16 protein-coding genes and 2 tRNA genes are annotated in these 22,853 nt (G+C 42.7%); 16 read left to right on the top strand and 2 right to left on the bottom strand.

Going from position 1 to position 22,853, the window contains the following annotated elements; translation table 11 throughout:
• On the bottom strand, nucleotides 1-615 hold the full coding sequence (locus tag Q0Q74_RS05905; RefSeq protein ID WP_294429336.1) for a hypothetical protein: 615 nt from the start codon (nucleotides 613-615) through the stop codon (nucleotides 1-3).
• Nucleotides 616-804: 189 nt separating this feature from the next.
• Complete coding sequence (gene tmk / locus Q0Q74_RS05900; protein WP_294429335.1) at nucleotides 805-1,425, bottom strand: dTMP kinase; 621 nt, start codon at nucleotides 1,423-1,425, stop codon at nucleotides 805-807.
• 171 nt (nucleotides 1,426-1,596) lie between these two features.
• Between tmk and Q0Q74_RS05895 the strand changes: the two genes are divergently transcribed.
• The 16 genes from Q0Q74_RS05895 (at nucleotide 1,597) to Q0Q74_RS05820 (ending at nucleotide 22,647) form a co-directional block, all read left to right on the top strand.
• On the top strand, nucleotides 1,597-6,063 hold the full coding sequence (locus Q0Q74_RS05895) for a hypothetical protein (protein WP_294429334.1): 4,467 nt from the start codon (nucleotides 1,597-1,599) through the stop codon (nucleotides 6,061-6,063).
• Nucleotides 6,064-6,086: 23 nt separating this feature from the next.
• Nucleotides 6,087-8,558, top strand: coding sequence for an outer membrane protein assembly factor BamA (gene bamA / locus Q0Q74_RS05890; protein WP_294429333.1), 2,472 nt, complete (start codon nucleotides 6,087-6,089; stop codon nucleotides 8,556-8,558).
• 67 nt (nucleotides 8,559-8,625) lie between these two features.
• Nucleotides 8,626-9,147, top strand: coding sequence for an OmpH family outer membrane protein (locus tag Q0Q74_RS05885; RefSeq protein WP_367268328.1), 522 nt, complete (start codon nucleotides 8,626-8,628; stop codon nucleotides 9,145-9,147).
• A 3-nt stretch (nucleotides 9,148-9,150) separates the two neighbouring features.
• A complete protein-coding gene (gene mutS / locus Q0Q74_RS05880) occupies nucleotides 9,151-11,817 on the top strand; it encodes a DNA mismatch repair protein MutS (protein ID WP_294429332.1) in 2,667 nt (888 codons plus the stop codon).
• Nucleotides 11,818-11,907: 90 nt separating this feature from the next.
• Nucleotides 11,908-12,699 carry a ComF family protein gene (locus Q0Q74_RS05875; RefSeq protein ID WP_294429331.1) on the top strand — a complete coding sequence of 264 codons (792 nt, stop codon included), beginning with the start codon at nucleotides 11,908-11,910 and terminating at the stop codon, nucleotides 12,697-12,699.
• A 98-nt stretch (nucleotides 12,700-12,797) separates the two neighbouring features.
• The gene (locus Q0Q74_RS05870) at nucleotides 12,798-14,087 is read left to right on the top strand and encodes an NAD(P)-dependent oxidoreductase (RefSeq protein WP_294429330.1); all 1,290 of its coding nucleotides are present in this window, start codon (nucleotides 12,798-12,800) and stop codon (nucleotides 14,085-14,087) included.
• 90 nt (nucleotides 14,088-14,177) lie between these two features.
• Nucleotides 14,178-14,675 (top strand): chemotaxis protein CheW, encoded by a 498-nt coding sequence (locus Q0Q74_RS05865; protein WP_294429329.1) that lies wholly within the window; start codon nucleotides 14,178-14,180, stop codon nucleotides 14,673-14,675.
• A 9-nt stretch (nucleotides 14,676-14,684) separates the two neighbouring features.
• The gene (locus Q0Q74_RS05860; protein ID WP_294429328.1) at nucleotides 14,685-15,758 is read left to right on the top strand and encodes a DegT/DnrJ/EryC1/StrS family aminotransferase; all 1,074 of its coding nucleotides are present in this window, start codon (nucleotides 14,685-14,687) and stop codon (nucleotides 15,756-15,758) included.
• Between the two features lie 9 nt (nucleotides 15,759-15,767).
• Nucleotides 15,768-16,619, top strand: a complete 852-nt coding sequence (locus tag Q0Q74_RS05855) for an NAD(+)/NADH kinase (protein ID WP_294429327.1) — start codon at nucleotides 15,768-15,770, stop codon at nucleotides 16,617-16,619.
• Nucleotides 16,612-18,372, top strand: coding sequence for a DNA repair protein RecN (gene recN / locus Q0Q74_RS05850; RefSeq protein ID WP_294429326.1), 1,761 nt, complete (start codon nucleotides 16,612-16,614; stop codon nucleotides 18,370-18,372). Before Q0Q74_RS05855 ends, recN begins: the two co-directional genes overlap by 8 nt.
• Nucleotides 18,372-19,175, top strand: coding sequence for a hypothetical protein (locus tag Q0Q74_RS05845; protein ID WP_294429325.1), 804 nt, complete (start codon nucleotides 18,372-18,374; stop codon nucleotides 19,173-19,175). The genes recN and Q0Q74_RS05845 overlap by 1 nt, the downstream gene beginning before the upstream one ends.
• A 1-nt stretch (nucleotide 19,176) precedes the next feature.
• A complete protein-coding gene (locus Q0Q74_RS05840) occupies nucleotides 19,177-20,409 on the top strand; it encodes an HD domain-containing protein (protein WP_294429324.1) in 1,233 nt (410 codons plus the stop codon).
• A 245-nt stretch (nucleotides 20,410-20,654) separates the two neighbouring features.
• On the top strand, nucleotides 20,655-21,689 hold the full coding sequence (locus tag Q0Q74_RS05835) for a LysM peptidoglycan-binding domain-containing protein (RefSeq protein ID WP_294429323.1): 1,035 nt from the start codon (nucleotides 20,655-20,657) through the stop codon (nucleotides 21,687-21,689).
• 81 nt (nucleotides 21,690-21,770) lie between these two features.
• Nucleotides 21,771-21,844, top strand: a tRNA-Asp gene (locus Q0Q74_RS05830).
• Between the two features lie 38 nt (nucleotides 21,845-21,882).
• A tRNA-Pro gene (locus Q0Q74_RS05825) sits at nucleotides 21,883-21,955 on the top strand.
• Between the two features lie 80 nt (nucleotides 21,956-22,035).
• A complete protein-coding gene (locus tag Q0Q74_RS05820) occupies nucleotides 22,036-22,647 on the top strand; it encodes a septal ring lytic transglycosylase RlpA family protein (protein WP_294429322.1) in 612 nt (203 codons plus the stop codon).
• Nucleotides 22,648-22,853: the final 206 nt, after the last annotated feature.

Raw genomic sequence — 22,853 nt, 5'->3', positions numbered from 1 at the left:
TTAGTAGTCCTTGTTCATTTTTTCAAATTCTTCAATCACTTTGTTTACGCGGGCGAGTTCTCGGTTCAGAATTTTCTCATAATCGAGTTTTCCTGTTCCAATCCGTTCTCGTTCGTCTTCCCAGTTCTGAATGTCTGTCAGTGTAAGGAATTTGAATTTTCCCACATTTGCCTTTTCGGCCCAAAGTTTTGCTTCTCGCCAATAGTAAAGGCCTGCCTCATAACAGGTTTTCGCTTTGTTCAGATTTTCGATGTAAGCGTCGCGCCACGGTGCATCGTAGAAGTGAGCGACCTGCTTGTCATAAGTCCGGCCGAGCCTTGTGTGCTGCTCAATCAGTTTAAGATTTATATGCATCATAAAGAGATAGCGGTATTTTTCCCAATCTTTTTCATCATTGATTTTGACCGGGGCATACAGCGGATTGCAAAAATCAGCTTTAACTGCCTGCTCAAGCCAGTAAATGTTTTCAATCACATCGTCAGGATACTGCTGATAGTGCACATGGAAGAGCTTGTAATAGTCCTCCTTGTATTTGACCATGTAAGAGAAAGCGTTCTGAACTGAGAAAATCGCGATACAAGCGGCAATCACCGCCGTGAGAAATTTCTTTTTCATCTCTTTGATTATCGGAAATAAAACGGAAAACTGAAAGTGGAAAGTGGAAAGCTGATAATTTCAACTTCGGTTTACAGCGTCAATAAAATTTTCCGTTTCTAATTGCTCATTGCTAATTGCTCACTGCTACTTGCTAATTTCTCATTGCTCACTGCTACTTGCTAATTTCTCATTGCTCACTGCTACTTGCTAACTTCTCACTTCTAAATGCTTGTTGATAATTTTTGCGACTTCCTCAATTGGGAGCGTTGCGTCCAGGCGGATGATTTTCATGCCTGTATTCATTGCTTCGTATTCGTCGATTATTTTTCGGTAGCGTGCGGCTGTTTCTTTCTGGAAGTCGAGCTTTTCGTAAATCTCTGTTGCGCCTCGGCTAATCACCCGCTTCAGTGAAATTTCGGGGTCGATGTCGAAGAAAAATAAAATCTCCGGGAGAGGAAAACTTTCGTTCAGTCTGCGCGGCAACTCTTCGCCACAAGTTACGCACTGATAGGTGAGGCTTGAAAACAAATATCTGTCGCTTACAACGATTTTACCGCTTTCGCATTTTTCAACGACTCCGCAGTTCGTGCCGCCTTTTCCGTAAAGATGTTCGTTTCTGTCTGCGGCAAATAAAAATGCGCTTGTCCGTGGATCGAGTTCTACATCACCTTTGAGCATTTTGCGTAAGAATTTGCCTGTTTCGGAGTCGGTTGGCTCTGTCGTAAAAAAGAACCTGTCGGCATCTTCTCTTTCTTTGAGCAGTTTGATTTGCGTGCTCGTTCCGGCACCGTCAATTCCTTCAAAAACGATAAAATTTTTCAAAATCATAATAAAACTCCAGATTGAACCAAAGATTAACACAAATCGGCACGGTTTTCAATTTTCCGGTCTTAAATTCTCTTATGTATCCTGTTTTCGCTCTTTTTATTTTCTTATATATTAGAATCTTATTTTTGCCGATATACGAAGAGTAAAACTGTCGAATTTTTTTGTTGTCAGATGAAATCAAAGGTTTACGGCGTTGGCCTTGGAAGTTCAATTTTTATTCTCTTGCTGATTGCATCACTTGCCCTTGTGAGGCCGGTGTATCTGCGTCTGAATGAGGCTTTGTCTGACCTTGAAAACACGCTTATTAAAAAACTCGAAGATGAGACTGGACTTTCGCTTTCTTACGAGTCTCTTTCGCCGTCGGTTTTTGTCGGTGTTAATTTTAAGAATATTTCGGTTCATGAAGTTTCGACGAAGAATAAAATCCTGCAAATAAGGCGGGCTTCCCTGTCTTACAATGTTGCCGGTTTCTTCTCAAAAAATCCTGTCGTGGCACTCAAGGAGCTGACTCTTAGCGGTGTTACGGTCGAATTTGATGCACTGCAGAATTCACAGTTCATCGACAAAATCAAAAATCTTCTTGAAAAACGAAAGGAAAGCAATGACATTCTTCAAAAAGATATGCTCACTGCCGAAAAGGACTCAAAATTTTCTCTTGCTGAAAAAGAATTTGATCTCCCGCTCGACATAAATGTTAAAAATCTTTCGCTGCATTATTCGGATAAACAAAATGATGCCCTCGTTACGCTGAAATCGCTGAAACTCAAGGATTTTAACTTTTCGGACGGCGTTGGAATCGACACTAACGGAAAAATTTTCTGCAAGACAGGTGTCGTCAAGACGGACGGAAAATGGACATCGTTCGCGTGCAATTTTTCGGTTTCTGGAACGCTTTTCCCTGACATGGAGGGAAGCTCTGCTTTGCTGAGTCTTTCTGGTGCCAGCGGTGCGGATTATACTCTTTCCCGACTGGACATGCTTCTGAATTATTCCGAGGAGAAATTTGAAGTCAGAACAATGCGTACGGTTCTTCCGTTCTCGCTTTTTGCCCGATACGATATGTCGGATTCAAGCCTTACTGTTTCCGGGGATTTTGACCGGTTCAATCCGCTGAAACTTGTTTCAATCCGTAGAAAAAATCCGACTCTGCATAAAATTGACGGCACGACAATTTCAGGTTCTCTTTCGGCTCGAATCGATAAAAATGATTTTACTTACCTGACTGACATTAAGCTTGCGGTTCCGAAAAAAATACTCGGTGAAAGCGTCGATTTGACCTTGAAGGCAGACGGCGACAAGGAAATCGTCAATATTTCAAAACTTGCGGCTAACGGTTCGTTCATTGATGCTGATTTTTCTGGTTCTTTTGACATAAAGGCAATGCAGCCTTCGGGATTGTTTACGCTCGATTATTTTACACTCAAAAACGGCGGAATTATTTCGACAGAAATTTTCGTTGATCCGTACCATAACGGCTTTACCTGCGTTGCACCTCAAATCTTCATGAATGAAAAAAGTTTCACCGGTGTTCAGTTTACGCTTTTCCCAGGCGAAAATTCCGTTGACTTCCAGTTTGAGCTTTTGGATTTCGCTCATCCTGATTATGAAGAAACTGGCCGTGTTCGGATTGACGGAAGTTTCTTGACTGGAAAAGAGAAATTTGTTCAGGCGAGCGTGCTTGTATCTGATGTGTTTGCAGACAGTATCGTTGATACTCTTGCATTCTTCATGCCCGAAGATAAAAAGGCGACTTTTGCTTCAATTTCTGAAAATGTTCGGCCTTACATTTTCAAAACAGAGGCTTATCTTTCCAGCGATTTCAAGGAATTTTCTCTGAATGCTCCGGACAATCTTTTGGCTAACACCGAGAAAGACCTTGAACTTGTCAGATTTGCGGTTGACGGTTCAAAGCAGACTTTCCAGGTAAGCCAGTTTGACTTGCTTTTTGGACGACAGGCGGCGCATGCTGAAATCGCGCTTGAATTTGCCGACAGTTTCAGACAATTCTCGTTTACGAGTGATTTGACGGTCAATTCCGTACCATACCGCTTCTTCGGAAATTTCAGCCCGGAATGGATTGCTGTTTCTGGCGACTATAATTTTGATGCGATTATTTCGATTGATAATCAGATTGGTGCGACGGTTCAGTTTAGTCAGCTTCCTTTCAGCATCGGAAAATATGTTTTCTCGGCTTCAACTTCATCTGTTCTTCGACTTGACAGTGAAAGCGGTTTCGAGGCCGATATCGTTAGTCTTGAAATCGATGAGCCTTCTTCTTACTTGCAGTTCAGCCCGCATCTTGCGCTTTCCGGCTCTCTCAGCAAATACGGATTTGTGCTCAGTACGCTTGCATATTCTGATACAGTTTCTACGCTTGACGGTACGGGAAATGTCGTATGGAATCTTAATGAAAATATTCTGGATTCGGTTCATGCTTCTCTGATTGCAGAAAGCCCGATTTCCGCCGAAAAATTTACGCTTTCCGCTGATTTGACGAATCCGAATCAGCTTCCTTTTTCGGCTGATGCCCTGAAGAATGATTTTTATCTTTCGGTAGAGGCTGAATTGAAATCTTTCCCTGCATCGCGATTGCTTTCGTTCCAAAATCCTGAAAACACTGTTTCTGCTGATTTTACTGCGAGCGGTACTATTTCAAATCCGTTCGTTTCAATCATGCTGCATCGTTCTTCGCTTTTGCTTTATGGTTATCCGATGGTGGCAAGCGGCTCTTTCTTCCTGGATGATACGGGCATTCATTTTGAAAATCTGAATTGTGACTGGTCTGTCCTCAAAATATCTGACGCAAAGGCTTCGTTTGATCCGGGAACATTCAAGGGTAAATCTTCCCTTACGGTTGATGCCGAGCTGATGAGTAAGACTTTGCACGCTCCATTTGAAATCAGCATTGAGGGCGCGCCTCCTGAGAAAAAGTTCTCTGTTCCTGATTATTATTCAGTTTCTCTTACTTCTAAGGAGATTACAGGTGATTTCATTGCGAGTGATTTCCCTTTAAATATTACCGCAATGCACACTCCTGGTCGTTGGGATGTAATGACCGATGTTTCGAACGGATTCAAGGCATCATACACTGATGGAGGAAAAATTTTCGCTTCGGCCGGAAAAGGCAGCCCGGTCCAGTTCAATCTTTCTGGAAGCATTGAGCAGAATAACCTTAATCTCGATTTGACGGGAATTGCCGCCGATATGCGTTTTATCTGTTCTGAAATTGAGATTCCGTTTGTCAGCTTTAACTCAGGATTCCTTTCCGGGGCATTGAGAATTTCTGGTCCGACGACAGACCCTGAATTCACGGGAGCGTTCAGCGTATCGCATCCGAATTTTGTCATTCCGTTCATTTCGCAGAATTACCTGCACGCAGATAAAGTTATAATGACTGTAGGGCAGGGCGAGGCTGTTGTAACTCCGACTCTTGTAACGCTCGGAAAAGGTCTTGCTACGGTAGAATATAGAATGGATTTTAACCGATGGGTTCCTAATTCTCTGGAATTGAAGATTAATATAGATGATAATAGAAAAGTTCCGCTTGATTTGTCATTCCCGTTCATTCATGCGAAGGGCCTTGCGAGTGGAAATCTTTCTCTTGCGTATACTCTTCCGAATGATGTCAGTGTCTCTGGCTTTGTCATTGCGGACGACACGGATGTTGAGATTGTCGCAACATCGCTGCAAAATCAGTTCTCTCTCGATAATATACTTGATTCGGTTCCGAATAAGAATCCGAGTTCTTTGAATTTGAATGTTGATTTTGACATCATTGTTGGTCAGAAAGTTCAGCTTCTGTTCAATCCTTTCCTTCGAGGAATCGTTGCTCCGGGAACGCCTCTTTCAATCTATTTTGATTCGTATACCGGGGATTTGGAATTCAAGAGTGATATCAGCCTTCGTGGTGGTGAAATCGTTTGGCTCAACAGAAACTTCTATATGAAAGAGGGTAGAATCGTATTCAATGAAACTCAGGATTCAATTGACCCGAAAGTAACTGTTCGTGCGGAAACTCGTGAACGGGATGAAAACGGCAATATGGTTTCTATTATATTGTCTGCAACCAATCAGGCGGTCAGTACATTCAACCCGACCTTCTCAGCAAATCCTGCTAAATCCGAGCGTGAAATCATGCAGCTTTTGGGACAGGTCATTTCTGCTGATTCCAGCGGCGTCTCTGACATCCTTGGTTCCGGCGGTGATTTTTTCATTCAGTCTACGGTTATGCGTCGTGTTGAGAATACATTGCGTGAATTGCTGAATTTTGATATATTTTCGATTCGGACAAATGTTCTGCAAAATTCTTTGAAACTGAGCATGGACGACAGCACAAACAATAAACAGCCTTCAATCGGTAACTTTATCGACAATTCAACTGTTTATATGGGAAAGTACTTCGGCAGTTCTATTTATGTGGACTCCATGCTTCATTGGTCTTATGACGAAAACAGAATCGACAACGGCACATCGGTCAATGGTGTAATTCTTCAGCCAGAATTCGGTTTTGAGATGTCATCTCCTTTTGTGAATATTCGTCTCGGAGTAGCACCGGATATCGATTCGCTTCAAAAAGGACTTTTGAACACTTGGGTTCCGTCTACATCTATGACTCTGTCATGGAAGTTTTCTTTCTAAAAAAATGGATTTGAGGGGATTTTATGTCAATCCGTCTGCGTTTTACCGCTTTGTTCTTTGTATTTTGTGTTTTTGCCGCAGTGCCTGTTTTCGCACAGAGTTCGGCTTCTTCCACCGAAAGCACTTCTTCTGAATCAGGTGACAACTGGTATTACGGTGCAATCATTAAGTCAGTAAATTTTAAGGGCCTCAAAAGTGTAAGCAGCAAGGAAGTTGAGGGCGTTGTTTCTGGATTCTATGGCAAAAAATTCTCCGATGAGCTTTTTGCTGACATGATGGACCGAATTTACGCGCTCGATTTGTTTGATGAAATCAGTCCGGAAGCGCTTCCTGGTGACATGAAGCGCAACACTGTCACAATTACATTCACGGTCAAAGAAAAGCCTGCTGTTACCCGAATTTTCATCAATGGTAACAAACAGATTCGTACTACAGAAATCAAAGAAGCAATCACTTCAAAAGAAAAAGATATTTTCATACCTTCAAAACTTTCTGTTGATGAACGGTCAATTCGTGATCATTACCTCGAAAAAGGCTTCACAAATGCAAGGGTAACTTCTTCTACAAAAGAAACTTCAAAGGGTGTCGAAATCACATTCACAATTGATGAAGGCCGCTCAACCGTAATTGCACACATTAATTTTTCTGGATTAAAGGCGATTTCTCCAAAAACGCTCAAAAAAAAGCTCAAGTTAAAAGAAGTCGGAATGCTCAATAAGGGCGCTTTCCAGGAGTCTATGCTTGAAGCTGACCGCCAATCAATTCTTGCTTATTATGCAAATGAAGGCTACATCGATGCGGATGTTGTTGACATCACTCAGACTGTCGAAGTAAATGAAAAAAAGAACCGCGATGAGCTTACAATCACTTTTGTAATCAGTGAAGGTTCAAGATACACTTACGAAGGCATCAGTTTTGTTGGAAACCGTATCTTTGATGATGAAGAGCTTCAGGCAAAGATTAAGCTCAAGAAAGGTGCTATTTTCAATCAGACAAAGTTCAATGAAGGCCTCATGGCTGTTGCGGATTTGTATTATGAAAACGGCTACACTGCAAACCGTTTCAATCAGGTTCCGCAAAAAGATGTTGAGAAAAAGACGATTTCGTATCAGTTTATGATTGTTGAAAATGTCCGCTCTCATGTCGAAAACATCATAATCAAAGGCAACACAAAGACAAAAGAACATGTAATCCGCCGTGAAATTCCAATTGAAACCGGCGACATCTTCTCAAAGGCAAAAGTTACTACCGGATTGCGAAATCTTTACAACCTGCAGTATTTTAGTGCAGTTGTTCCGGATGTTGTTCCTGGTTCAGAAGACAATCTTGTTGATTTGATTGTGTCTGTTGAAGAGCAGTCTACAACTTCAATCGAATTTGGTGTTACTTTCAGCGGTGTTTCTGACCCGGATGACCTTCCTTTTGCGCTCTTCGTAAAATGGCAGGATTCAAACATCAAGGGAACAGGCCGTTCTGTTAGCGCAAGTTCTACAATCGCAACGGATACTCAGTCAATCAGCCTTGGTTACGGCACAAACTGGCTCAAAGATATGGCAATCAGCACTTCAATCAGTACTGAGCTTTCTCATTCAAGTCTTTCTGCCCTCAGAAATAAAATTAACCGCAACGGTATTATTGACGACGACACCTATTACATGAATTATGAGCAGCTTAAATGGAGTTCAGGCTTTTCTCTTGGCCGAAGATGGACTCCTGATTTTGCAATCATTTCATGGACTGGCGGCGTTACTGGCAGCTTAAAGAACAACACTTATGACGAAAATGTCTGGAGCCCAGTTGATGCTTCAATCAGCGAATACGCCAATCGCTGGGGATGGCAGAACTCTGTCTGGACTGCTGTTTCTATTGATGACCGGGACATTAATTATGATCCTTCAAAGGGCTGGTTCGCAAGCCAGAGACTCACATGGTACGGACTTACTCCTGTTGAAACAGAATATTTCTTGAGAACAGATACTAAACTCGAAAAGTATTTTACGCTCTTCAAACTTCCTGTCGGAGAAAACTGGGATTTCAAGCTTGTTCTTATGGGTTATTCTGGACTTTCAATGCAATTCCCAAGACCTGGAACAGGTATCGGAGACTCAAGTCGTCTTTACATCGATGGTATGTTTAACGCACGAGGCTGGACAACTATTTATAACAAGGTTCGTGGAAAAGCCATGTGGAGCAACATTCTTGAGCTCAGAATTCCGCTCATTCCAGGTGTTCTTGCGGTTGATTTCTTTGGTGATGCGGCCGTCATCAAGGAAGAGCCGGATATGCTCAAGAGTTTGACAAAAGAAGACTTCTTTGTTAGCTGCGGACCAGGACTTCGCTTCACGATTCCGCAGTTCCCGTTGCGTCTCCTGTTTGCAAATACAGGTAAGTTCGGTTCACTTGATTCAGCCGACAATTACGGTGTCGGTGATGGAAAGTGGCACTGGGATAAAAACTGGAAATTTGTTCTTTCATTCAATATTACGAATAAATAGACCTGTTCGGAAAATGTCAGTCGCAGGGCGGCCGCAGTTTTCGGGCATCTCTACAAACGAGGTCATCATGAATATCAAAAAACTTTCGATTTTTGCTCTTTTTTCGCTTGTTTTAACATCAGGCGTGTTTGCACAGCAGATTACTCGCTTCGGTGTTGTAGACACTGCAAAGGTTTATCAGGCTTATTTCCGAAATTCTGCACCAGTGCGTAATTATGAGTCAAAAAAAGCCGAATTCCAGAAGGAAATTGCAAAAAAGACCGAGGAAATTCAAAAGCTCAAACAGCAGAAGGCTGATTTTACGGCTTCCGATAATGAAAGTTCTGCTTCAAAAATCGATGCTGACATCATAAAAAAAACGGACGCACTTACCGAATACACAAATGCAAAAAATGTCGAACTTGAATCCATGAAACGAAATCTTCAGAACTCTGATTCGTTCTATAAAAAACTCTATTCAGTGCTTGAAAGAGTTGCGGAAAACGAAGGCTACAGCATGATTCTCTCACTACAGCAGGATAACGCGATTCTTTGGTACAGTTCATCAGTTGATGTCACTGAAAAAGTAATTTCCGAGCTGGGACTTTAAGTTATGCCCCGCTCAAAAGATGCGATTGTTGCCGGTTCGGTTCAAAGCCGTTCGGAATCTACCGAACTTACCCCAATGATGATTCAATATCTCTCAATTAAAGAGCAGCACAAGAATGAAGTGCTCTTTTTTCGTTTGGGAGATTTTTATGAAATGCTCGGTCAGGATGCAATTGAGGTTTCAAGACTTTTAAATCTTACTCTCACGCATCGTGGTTCTGAACCAATGTGTGGAATTCCTTTTCATGCGGCAAAAATCTATATTGCACGGCTTTTACGATGTGGAAAAAGAATTGCCATCTGCGAGCAGGTCGGTGAGCCAAACGGAAAAACTCTAACCGAGCGAAAGGTAATCGAAGTAATCACTCCTGGAACTGCAATCGAAAGCGAATATCTTGACGGCGGTGCGAACAACTTTCTTGCCTGTGTTTGCGTTCAAAAGGGAAGATGCGGATTTGCCTATATCGATGTAACGACTTCTGATTTTTTTGCGACAAGCTGGTACGAGAGCGATATGGCCGAAAATTTCACGAAAGAACTTGGCCGCTGTCATCCGAGGGAATTGCTTTTGCCTCAGAGCCTTGAAAACAATGAAATCGTTCAGAACGCACTCCTTCAATATGAGGGAATCGCCGTATCTTTTTATCCTGACTGGAATTTTGACCAAAATCTTTCTTATAAGCGACTTATTGTACAATTTAAGACAGCGAATCTCCAGTCGTTTTCCCTTGACGAAAAATCACCGGAAGTTGCCCCGGCAGGATTTTTGCTCGATTATCTCAAAAAGACTGCAACGACCGACGCACCTCATGTCACAGGCATAAAAATTTATCGTGACAGTCAGTTTGTCATAATGGACGATTCTTCCCGCCGAAATCTCGAAATCGTACAGAATCTCCGTGATGGGACCAGTCAGTTTTCTCTGCTTGAATGTGTGTCGCATACACAGACCGCGATGGGAAAAAGGCTTTTGCGTTCATGGCTTTTGTATCCGCTTACAAATTGTGATGAAATCCTTTCACGCCAGAATCATGTTGAGCTTTTTGTAAAAAATCGGAATCTTCTTGAATATGTCCATGAAGTTTTTGCTGATATTCTCGATATTGAACGCCTTGCCGGACGAATTGCGATGGAACGCGCTCATGCCAAGGATTTGCAGGCATTGCGTACGAGTCTTGAAGCATGGCTTGAAGTAAGAAAACAGCTTGATTCCTTTGCTTTTGCAAAGACAGAAAAATCAATTGCTGAAGAAATCGCATCTTTAATCAGAAATTCCATTCTTGATGATCCTGCAACGGCTTTGGGAGAAGGCCGGATTATCAAAGAAGGCTGGTCAACTGAACTGGATGAGTACCGCAGAATTCATGACAATGTGAACAAAATCCTTGAAGATTATGCTGAAGAAGAAAAAAACAATTCTGGAATCATGAACCTCAGAATTCGAAGCAATAATCTCACTGGCTATTACATTGAAATCACAAGGGGAAAGGCCGATTCAGTTCCGAGTCATTTTATGCTTCGTCGTTCCCTTACAAATGCAGATCGTTACACTACAGAGCGGCTCCAGCAGATTGAAAGGCAAATCAATGACGCTGAACTAAAAATCGTCGAAACCGAAAAGGCGCTTTTTCTTGAAGTGCGTTCAAAAATCGCTGAATATACAAATTATCTGCTTCAGACGGCAAAGGAAATCGCTTATGCTGATGTCACGAGTGCATTTGCGTTTGCGGCTATTTTGCATGGCTGGGTAAAGCCTCTCGTTGATAATTCAAGGCATTTTTCTGTTAAGGCTGGCCGTCATCCGGTTGTTGAACTTCATCTTCCGGGCGGCGAATTCGTTCCTAATGACATTGATATTTCGGCAGAAAAGGACAGTCAGAAATCGTATTTTGCCTTGATTACTGGTCCGAATATGGCTGGTAAATCAACTTATTTGCGCCAGAATGCGTTGATTGCACTTCTTGCGCAGACTGGTTCATTTGTGCCCGCTAGCGAAGCTCATATTGGAATCGTTGACCGCATTTTCTGTCGTGTTGGTGCGAGCGACAATCTTGCTCGTGGTGAATCAACTTTTCTTGTAGAAATGACAGAGACTGCCTACATCCTGCGTACTGCGACCGAAAAATCACTTGTCATTATGGATGAAGTTGGACGCGGTACTTCTACGGAGGATGGTCTTTCAATAGCATGGGCGGTTTCCGAGTATCTTTTGAATGCATTGAAGTGCAAGACTCTTTTTGCCACGCATTATCATGAACTTACGCGATTGAATCATCCTGCACTGAAACTTTTGTGCATGGATGTGAGCGAAGAAAGCGATAAAATTACCTTCCTCAGAAAGATTAAAGAGGGTGCGAGCGAAAATTCATACGGAATCCATGTCGCTTCTCTGGCGGGTGTTCCTTCCAGCGTAATTCGTCGTGCAAATGAAATCCTTGCTGCCCTTCATTCGGATTCTGAATCTTTTGAAAGTGGAACGAATGTGCAGAATCTGAATACGGTTCAGACTGCAACAGAAACTCCGCTTGAAAAATCAACTACCTTGCCGGGATTATTCACTGACGAAGAACTTGTTCTTGATGAGATTTTAAGCTGTGATCCAGATGATATGACCCCAAGACAGGCTCTTGATTTGGTCGCAAGATGGAAAAAATCTCTTAGCGGACGATAAAAGCGAAGAATCTGTAGAATTTTGCAAATATAACAAAAAATTATCGATTCAGATTGCCGAAATGTGATTTTCTTTTCAAATAATATAGTGATGAAAGGGAAAAGAACATCTATCGTTTTTGAGAACCGATTTTTCGCATTGTATTTTGCTGCGATTTCATTCGTGCAGAATCTGGTTTCGCTTGTGCTTGGCGGTGAAAAATGTCTTTGCTGTTCAAGGCGCACGCTCCGTATTCCATTGTGCAGAAACTGTCTTTCTGAACTTTTTTCCTCCAGAGAAAGAGAAGTTTGCTCCCACTGCGGCCGTGCTCTAATCAGTGAGAGTGGAATCTGCATGCATTGCCGCGAAAATCAGCCTCTTCAGAGTATTGATTGTGCTTTTACCCTTCACAGTTATCAGTTATGGAAAAAGGCTTTGCTTTTTGCCTGGAAGATGGAAGGTAAACGGAATCTTTCGGCGTATTTTGCCGCTCTTTTATTTAGAAAACTGAAGGCCCTTGAAGAAGAACTCGGCGAACCTCTTTGCGTAGTGCCTGTTCCGCCTCGTTCTGGAAAAATCCGGGAAAAAGGTTGGGATCAGATTGAAGAACTGTGCTTTTACCTCGAAAAAGGCTGGAATGTGAGAATTCTGCGTCTTTTGGAGCGATTGAGCCGTGTTCAACAGAAAAAACTTGACCGTGTGCAGAGAATCGAAGGAATTTCTTCATCGTATCGGTTGAAAAACGAGCGGAAATTACGGCGATTAATCAGTAATGTACCTGAAACTCTGGTGCTTGCCGATGATGTCATGACAACTGGCTCAACCCTTGAGGCTTGTGCCAGGGAATTGAAGAAATTCGGCGTTAAGCGGGTCTTTTCCATAACTTTATTTTCTGTGGACTGATTGCAAAAATTAAGATTTCATTTAATTGATTTGCATTTTAATAAATCTATCGTTATACTATAAATGCTAAAATTTTTTTTTATGAGGTACAAAATATTATGGAAGAAGAAATAAAAGGCTATACAATTCAGGAAGCGATTTCCGAAGCACGCCGTTGTTTGAATTGTCCTAAGCCGTTGTGTCGTACTGGTTGTCCAATCGAAAATGACATCCCTGCTTTTAATCATGCTGTTTCTTTGGGGGATTTTGGTACTGCCAGAAGCATAATCGCACAGCGAAGCAATCTTCCAGCCATTTGTGGTCGTGTTTGTCCTCATGAAAATCAATGTGAAGGTCATTGCGTGCTTGCAAAAGCCGGAAAAGGCATCAAAATCGGCATGATTGAGCGTTTTATCGCTGATTTTGACACCGAGATGAACCTCAACCGTGAAAAGAAAATCGAAAAAATCGGTGGAAAAGTAGCTGTAATCGGTTCCGGCCCTGCAGGTCTTACTGTTGCAGGTGATTTGGCTCGCAAAGGTTACGAAGTCGTTGTTTATGAGGGCGAAAGTGAGCCGGGCGGAGTTCTTCTCTACGGAATTCCTGAATTCCGTCTGCCAAAAGATGTAGTTCGTAGTACTACCAAAAAAATTGCTGATTTGGGCGTTCAGTTTGTTACAAATACAATGATTGGAATCGACATCACAATTGATGAGCTTTTCGAAAACGGATTTGATGCTGTTTTCATCGGAACCGGTACAGCCCTTTCAAAAGATCTTGATATTCCAGGCAAGGATCTCAAAGGCATAATTCAGTCAAATTACCTTTTGCGCATGGTTCGTCTCTATCAGGATGGCAATGTCGAAAAGTCAGAAGTTCCAATCGATGAAGGTGATGAAGTAATCGTAATTGGTGCGGGAAATGTCGCTATGGATGCCTGCCGCACTGCAATTCGCATGAAGGCTAAAAAGGTAACTGTCGCATATCGAAAGACTGCCGAATTCATGCGCGCGGCAAAAGCCGAATATGATGGCGCAATCAGTGACGGAATCGAATTCAAATGGGAACACGCACCTCTTGAATTTGTCGGTGAAAACGGTGTAGTTACCGGTCTCAAATGCCAGACTCCAGAAGGAGAAGTCATTTTGCCGGCAAATAAAATCCTTATTGCAATCGGTTCTCGTCCGGCTGCAAGAATCATCAGCACAACCGAAGGAATCGATGCTGATGAAGGCGGTTTTGTCATCACAAAGCAGAAGCCGTATGGCATGACAACCCGGCGCGGAGTTTTTGCTGGCGGCGATGTTGTTCATAAACCAGCAACGGTCGTTCTTGCGATGCGTGAGGCAAAAAAGGTCGCGGTCGGAATTTCAGAATTCCTTGAAGCTAAAAAATTGCTTGGTGAGTAAGGGGAACAGAAAGTTCATTCTTGCAAAATGCCACATTCGTGTGGCGCATGACTGAAATATATAACATCTAGGATCTTCTAGGGGGAAAATATGGCAGAAAATACTCAAATTCAATTGGTTACATTCCAGCTCGGCGGAGAAATCTACGGTGTAGACATCATGGATGTAAAGGAAATCGTAAAAGTTACGAAAGTTCGTCCGATTCCTAACGCTCCGTTCTATGTAGAGGGAATTTTCAATCTCCGAAGCGAGATTATTCCTGTAATCAATCTGCACAAGCGTTTCCAGATTCAAAAACTTGCAGTTCCTGAAGGTGATGAGGAATTTGAAGGCGGATTCATCATTCTCAACATTGAGAATAACAGAATCGGCATTATCATTGACCGAATCGCGCGAGTCGTAGCAATCAATACTGCCGACATCAAAGATCCGCCTCAGATGATTAGCGGAATCGGTACTGAATATATTCACGGTGTTATCCGTCAGGACGATAAATATCTCATCATGCTTGATATGAGACGACTGTTCAACGCAAAGGAACTTCAGAAGATTATTGATCCGGGCGATGCCGGTTCAGACGGGGAATAACAATAACAAATGATTCAGACATTTAGTTCTACTATCCGCAGAAAAGAAATGGATGCGGTTTTAACTTGCATGGTCGATGAAAAACTCGGTCCCGGTGAGTTGAACGCAAAACTTATCCAGACGGTAAAGGAATTTACTGGCTGTGACGGCGCGGTTGCATTCAGAAGTCCCGCAATTGCTTTTTCTTATGTAGTCAAGGCATTGGACTTGCAGCCGGGAGAATCTGTAATGATTTCTGCCCTGGCTCCAAGCTGGCACTATACCGCAGTCAAAAATCTTGGTCTCAACCCGCTCGTTCTTGATGTTCGTGAAGAAGACGGGCTTATTTCTCCAGAATCCGTTGAAGAAGGAATTAAAAACGGCGGCCGTTTGCTTCTTTTGCATGAAACAATGGGAATTCTGCCAAAAATCGAAGATTTCCTGGCTTTTGGTATTCCTGTAATCGAAGATATTTCTCATTCGGTTGGAGCGGTTTATCCAGCGGCTCCTGCAGAAGGCAGCGAAACTCCAGATAATAAAGAAAATGCTCCCAAAAAGGCGGGGATGGCAGGTCTCTATTCAATTCTTGGCCTCGAAGCAAATGATACAATCACGGCTGGCGGTGGAGCCGTTCTCATTTCTCCCAAACGCCGTGAATGGATTGTCCTCAAAAAATTCACCGATAATGCTCCTGAAACTGATATTCTCCCGGATATGAACAGTGCATTGGGCTTCATTCAGATGAAAGAATTTGCCCGCAATGAACAGGCTCGAAAAGCCTTGTTTGCTATTTTCCAAAAATCGCTCATGAGCGGTAAAAACAAAACTTTTGTGCGTGAAGCAGAAGAAGGTTCGACAATTTGGTCATTTCCGGTTGTACTTTCTGGAAGTTTTAAGGATGCAAAACAATATTCTTCACGAAAGGAAATTGAAATCAGGCCGGCATACGAAAATTCTGTAATTGCCGTTCTTGCAGACGAAGAGCAGTCTAAGTTCATACATGCTAAGTCACTGTATCTCCGCTGTGTGCTTTTTCCTTTGTATCCGCGTCTTGGTTCAGAATCTGCAACCAAAATAGCCAAGGTTCTGGGAACATTGCCGTAACGAAAATCTATGAAAGTAAAAAAGTCACTAATCGTCGTAAACAGTTTTAAAGAAGAATCAAAGTCTCTCGGAAATGAAATCCTCCAGTATCTTGAAAAGCTTGGAATTTGCACTGACATCTTTTTGTTTAACGGTTTTTCTGAGCAATATCCTTTTTACGGCTATGATTTTGTTATTACGATGGGTGGTGACGGTACAGTTCTTTTTGCGGCCCGCGGTTGTGCTCCTTTGGGAATCCCGATTTTTCCGATAAATTTTGGTTCTTTCGGATTTATTGCGAGTGTTCAGCGAAATGAGTGGAAAAAAGAACTTGATGATTTTCTTGCCGACAAATCAGTGATTGATGAGCGAAGTATGCTTCAGGCAGATTTATATTGCAATGAAAAGCGTCGTTTGAGTGCAACAGGATTAAACGACATTGTAATCTGCGGAAAAACTGCTGCGCACACGATTTCGTTCAATGTTTTATATGATAATGTGCCGCTAGGTGAAATAAAGGCTGACGGCATGATTGTTTCAACGGCTACAGGGTCAACCGCCTATTCAGCGAGTGCGGGCGGTCCAATAATTGATCCTGGGCTTGATGCTATGGTTTTAACTTTGATGAATGCTTTTTCGCTTTCGAGTCGCCCGATTGTTTTAAGTCCTGAAGGGCAGCTTGAAATCGAAATTTTGCCTTCTCGTATTTCTGATGTCGTAATTAGTGTGGACGGTCAGATTCCAGTTGATTTGCATGTCGGTGATGTAATTAAAATCAAACAAATTGATGCAAAGGCGAAACTGATTGGCTGCACAAAAGAAAAATTTTACAATGCACTCCGCTCAAAATTGAACTGGTCAGGAGGCCCTCAACATGCTTGAAGATCTTTCAATTAAAGACTTTGCCCTTATCGACAGTGCTTCTCTTGAATTCAACGGCGGTTTTACGGTTCTTTCTGGTGAAACCGGTGCGGGAAAATCCCTTTTAATCGGTGCCTTGACTTTTCTGCTTGGTGGAAAGGGCGGCGTTGAGCATATTCGCGCTGGAGCGCATGAATCTGTAGTTTCAGGCACTTTTTATCTGGGGCGTGCTCCTTCTTCAGTGCGCGAGCTTTCTGAAGATGAAGAGCCTTTAAATGCTTACGAATGGCTGAATTTACATGGAATTGAAGCCGAAGATGACCGAATCTTGCTTCGCCGTGTCATACGCGAAAACGGAAAATCAGGAAGCTGGATTGGAGGCACTGCGGTAACTCGTGCCGATTTGGCGGAATTCAGCGCATTTTTGATTGATATTCACGGTCAGCATGAACATCAGTCGCTCATGAAAGTGAGTGAGCACCGTAAATTCCTAGATTCTTATGCTGGTCTGACCGAAAAAGTTTCTGCTTTTACATCTCTTTATTCTGAGCTTGTCGCAAAACGCAAAATTTTGGACGAACTTAACACTGATGACCGTGATCGTGCACAAAAAATCGATTTTCTCAATTTTGCAGTCAAGGAAATCACCGATGCAAAATTAAAGCCGAATGAAGATGTCGAGCTTGATGATGAAGAAACCAAACTTTCCTCATTTGAAAAACTTTACTCTGATGTTGAAGCAATCAATTCGGCTCTTTCAGGCGGCGAGGGCGGTGCTGTTGTTTCCGTTCTCAAAAAAATCCGTGTATTTGCAGATTCTGCATCTTCTTCCGACAAATCACTTCAAAAGCTCACTGAACGAATTGACAGCGCATTTTACGAGCTTAACGATATTGCCGAAGAGTACAAATCTTACGCGTCATCCCTTGTTTTTGACCCGGAACGCCTTGCACAGGTTCAGGAGCGACAGACTTTAATTTATAATCTTAAAAAGAAATACGCTTCTTCTGTAACGGCACCTCTTTCTGAAGTCATTTCATATTGTGAAAAAGCACAGAATCGCCTTGAAGAACTGGACTCATCTTCAGACAAAAAAGAGAATCTTGAGAAGGAAATTGCTGAACTTGGCAAAAAGGTCTACCTTGAGGCAAAATCAATTTCTCAGGCACGAAAAGCTGCTGCGGAAAAAATGGCCCAGGGCGTTGTGCAGGTTCTTTCTTCACTTGGCATGAAGGGCACCCGTTTCTGTGTAAATGTTGCCGAAAAAACAGGAAATGATGTTACGCAAAAATGCGGTCCTTACGGAATCGATGACATTGAATTCCTTATCAGCGCGAACCCAGGTCAGCCATTGCAGCCGCTTGCAAAAATCGCTTCTGGCGGTGAATTAAGCCGAGTCATGTTGTCACTAAAGACAATTTTGTGTCAGTCAGATGAATCTGGCACTTCAACCGTGGGCACGATGATTTTTGATGAGATTGATACTGGAATCGGTGGTGAAGTTGCTGTTTCAATAGGCAGTCATCTCAAGAATTTGGCAAAAAATCGTCAGGTTTTGTGCATTACGCATCTTGCAAGCATCGCGGTTTATGCCGATAATCAAATTAAAATAGAAAAAGGCGTGAGTAATGGGGCGACACAGACTCGTGTCCATGAAATCACAGGTGAGGATAGGGTCTCCGAGATTGCGAGAATGCTTTCTGGAGATGCGGCAAGTTCACAATCTCTTGAACATGCCCGTTCAATGTTGTCAAAGTTTGGGGGGATAAACTAATGGCAAAAGTTCTTACAGAAAATCGCGAGCTTTGCGAAATCAAATGTGAACCTTACAAAAAAATGATAGAAGAGGCTTTTGATCGGGAAAAAAAGGTTCTTGCCTCCATCGAACACAATCCTGCTGGTGCCGCATATAAAAAGCTTAATCTTTGTGACGAAATGATTGGATGCGCAACATACTACATCACAATCAACGACCTTACCGTTAAATTCGTGAACACAAAGGATAACGATGCCCTCAATGATGCCCGAAAAATGATTTACAAGGCAATCATCTATCTTGAAGAAATTGTCTCTAATATCGTTGATGCGCCTCAGACAGAGCTTGATGATAAAATTGCCGCAATCGGTACAGCACCTCTCGAAAAACGATTTTATCTTATCCGTAAGCTTGGCCTTGCTATTTCCCTTCTTATTGATGCATTCGGCGATAATACAAAATGGAAGTGGTCTTTTGTTGAAGTTCAGGGGCGATTCGCGACTGTTGCACGAAATCTTCTCGATTTAAAACAGGCTTCAAAAGATTATTTCGATCCTCATTCTCCTGATTATGACAACAGTGTACTTTACATTCGTCTCATAAGAAAACTTTTGGATCAGTCAGCAACTGCTTATCGCGACCGTTACGAACTTTCAACCCATCGAATCGATGATATGCGTCTTGCCATCCTTTATCTTTCTGCCGGAAGAAGAGTGGCCATAGCCTTGGGCGAATCAGAAGAGGCTGAAGAAATCAAGAAAAAGGCCGGTGTCTGGAAGCAGAAACTCGAAGCTGACCATAAAATGGGGCGTGCAAACTAAAATGCTTAACAAAAAACTCATTCTCAAAATTTTCGAAGGTTTTTCCATTCAGCGCTGGAATGACCTTGTAAGACCGTTTGATTTGGTTGAGATGGATAAAGCGGCCGAAAAGATGGTTGTCGCATACATAATCGGAAAATACGAAGAGTCGGAAGGGCATGAAATTGACTGGGAATGGATGATTTATGCTTCCCTGTTTGATTTGCTCCGAAAAATCGCTCTCTGTGACATAAAATCGCCTGTCCAGCAGATGATTCGGGCAAAGTACCCCGAAGAATACAAAAAGCTCAATGAGTGGGTTTTCTCAAAATACAGCGATATCATTTCCGATGATGAATTGCTGGAGCGTTTTTCTTTATATCTGGAACAGGATTCGAATCTTGAGCGCACTGAATTTACCCTGACGGAGCGTGTTCTGGAAGCCGCGCACAAATTTTCTTCTCTCCGTGAGCTTGAAATGATTGAAAAAGTCAATGAAATCGAGCGGACAGAAAAAATTCACACGGAACTGAGCGAAAATTTAAAGCGATTTGCCGATTTAAAAGGCGTTAAAATGCTTTTGGAGCGCAAAAAACCTTTTCATTTCATAATGAAGACCGAGCAGCTTCGTTTTCAGACCCGATGGAATCAGACTCCGCGCGTTCCACAGACAAGCGTTCTCGGACATTGTTTTTTTGTAGCAGTCGCAACATTGCTTTTGCTCCGTGACAACGGTGATTCTCCATGCAAAAAGCGGCTTTTTAATGATTTTTTCAGTGCGCTTTTCCATGATTTGCCTGAATCGGTTACAAGAGACATAATTTCTCCTGTAAAACAGGCGACAAACGAACTTCCTGGAATCGTAAAAAATATTGAAGATGACATCGTTCATTCCGAGCTTGTTCCGCTAATGGAAGATTTTTATGTTGACGAAATTCTTTACTTTACGAACGATGAATTCCAGAATCGAATCCTTGTTCCTGAACTTGATGGCCGGCATAGCGCACAGACCGTCACATGGGAAGAACTTCGCGAAAATTATAACTCTGATGTTTATTCTCCTGTCGATGGAAAGCTTGTCCGCCTGGCAGACCATTTGAGTGCATTTATTGAAGCTGACAGTTCGATAAAATACGGAATCACAAGCAAGCAGCTTACAAGTGGTCGCGACAACATTCTCAAAAGCTATCTTTCAGGGGTTAAAATCAACGGAATTGACGCAATGCAGCTTTTCTGGTCAATCATGGAAGATTAAGCAATTAGCAATTAGCAATTAGCAGTTAGAAATTAAAGGGGATGACTGATAAGTTCAGTGGTTACGGTCATTGAGCTTGTCGAAATGACCATTCATACTATATGTGGTGGTTTCAACAGGCTCAACCACCGCAAAAACTTCTTCTTAGACATCCCTCGTTTCAAAGCTTAGCTTTTCCACTACCCCTTAAAATCCCCCATAATTTACTTAAATCTTTCTCTTTTCTTGCCGAAAATGTCAAAGATATGAAATTTCCGGTTTTTAAAGTCGCATTTTTTATTTTAATTTGTTCGGCCGTCTCTCATTTGTATTCTGATACAACACATGAAGTTCAGAAAGGCGAAACTCTGTATTCAATCAGTAAAACTTACGGGGTTTCAGTAAGCACGATTCAAGAAGCAAACGGACTTTCAGATGCAGGTATCAAAATCGGCCAGAAGATAAAAATCCCTGACCAGTCAAAAACATCTGCTCAGACGGCAAAAAACGTCGTTCAGGCTCCTGCTGCTGGTACTCAGACCGCACAAGCTGCAACCGCAAGTTCAAACACTACAAAAACGGCGGCATCATCTGCGGGAACAGCAAAGGCTTCAACCCCTCAAACAAAGGAAAATGCTCTGTCAGACGGAACTTATACCGTTCAAAAAGGCGAAACTTGGTTTGGAATTTCAAAAAAATATGGAATTTCGGTCGCAGATTTGCAGAAACTGAACGGAGTTGGAAGCGAAGCCGCGTTAAAGGTCGGTCAGAAAATCAAAGTTCCTGGCGCGTCTGCAAAAATTCCTGCCTCAACTGAAGTTACAAGCACAAAATCTGGCTCGGCAGAAAAATCTTCATCGGAAGCCGCAAAAACAAGTTCTTCAGCCAAAGTGCCAGAACTTGCAAAAAACGATCCTCACAATTATTCAAGCAAAAAGGCCGATTCATCGCTTGTCTGGCCGGTAAAAACTGAAAATATCGTCTACATAAACGGAAAAGTCGGCGGCGTAAGCATGGCCGCGAAAAAAGATGAAGAAGTAAAGGCCATTCGTGCAGGTACGGTTATGTTCTCAGGTTCTTACCGAGGTTTTGGAAATGTCGTCTTCATTCAGAGCAAAACCGGGCATATTTACGCATACACTGGCTTAGGTTCAATCGATGTCTCAAAAGGTGATTACATAAACTACAGTTCTGAAATCGGAACGGCAGGAATTGACACTTATACAGGCAAGTCACAAATCTCTCTCATGGTCTTCCAAAACGGACAGCCGATTGATCCGGCAAAGGCGCCGCGTGGTTGATTTTCCTAAAAAATAACGAAAATCGAGAATCATAGTATTGACAGAGATTATGTCTTTTTGCTATATTATCAAACATCAACTGGGGGCGTAGCGAAGCTGGTTATCGCGCTGGCCTGTCACGCCGGAGATCGAGGGTTCGAGCCCCTTCGCTCCCGTTTATTGCCCGCTTTTTTAAGCGGGTTTTATTTTTTTTCGGGTAGTAGCGCAGCTGGTAGCGCACTACGTTCGGGACGTAGGGGTCGCTGGTTCGAATCCAGTCTACCCGACTTTTCTGGCACCGCTTTTCAGGCGGTGTTTTTTTATTTCCTGTCAAAAAATCCATCCAAAAACAGCCGATAATCACAATATGAAAGCAAAAATTTTATTAACGCTGTTTCTATTCTCATTGTCGTCTTTTGCATTTTCATCAGTCTATAAAGAAAATGCAAAAGCTTCTTACTATGCAGAAAAATATCACGGAAGAAAAACCGCTAACGGAGAAATCTTCAACATGAATGCTATGACTTGCGCGCATAAAACTCTTCCTTTTGGCACAGTTCTTCGCGTAACAAATCTTGCCAATGGAAAAAATGTAGATGTGCGCGTAAATGACAGGGGGCCGTTTGTCAAAGATCGTGAAATTGATGTGTCAAAGGCAGCCGCTCAAAAACTCGGAATGATAAAGACCGGTACAGCAAATGTCAAAATAGAAATCCTCTCCCCAAATAAAACTGTCAAAAAAAGCGATGACCCGCATGAACTCTGGGATGTGCAGATTGCCTCGTTTTCAAATCAAGAAAATGCTTCCAGACTCGCGCAGAATCTTCTGAAAAGCGGTTTTAAAAATGTTTATTTTCAGAAGACCGAGCGCGTAGTCCGTGTCGTGCTAAAACGAATCCCGGACGAGGATTTGCGGGCAACAGAAGAGCGTCTCCGTCTAAACGGATATGCGGGCTATATTGTAAAAAAGACCATTTAATTTTAGGCGCGAATTTTCCTTACTGCCGCCGTTCCGTGCTTCGCTGGCGCTCATTCCTGCGCGGCCTTTGGCCTGCTCCGGAACGCCTTCGGCGGCACTCCATGGCCTGGCGGTCACGCCCCGCCCGCGGTACATATCATGCTGCAGGGGTCGGGAGCCTTCGCGGGAGAATCCTGTCGGACGGGGCATAAAACCTGCGGAAAAGG

It is taken from the genome of uncultured Treponema sp. (assembly GCF_946187725.1).
GTDB lineage: Bacteria > Spirochaetota > Spirochaetia > Treponematales > Treponemataceae > Treponema_D.
The sequence above is the reverse complement of the archived record's forward strand: the minus strand, read 5'-3'. Positions and strand labels throughout refer to the sequence as shown.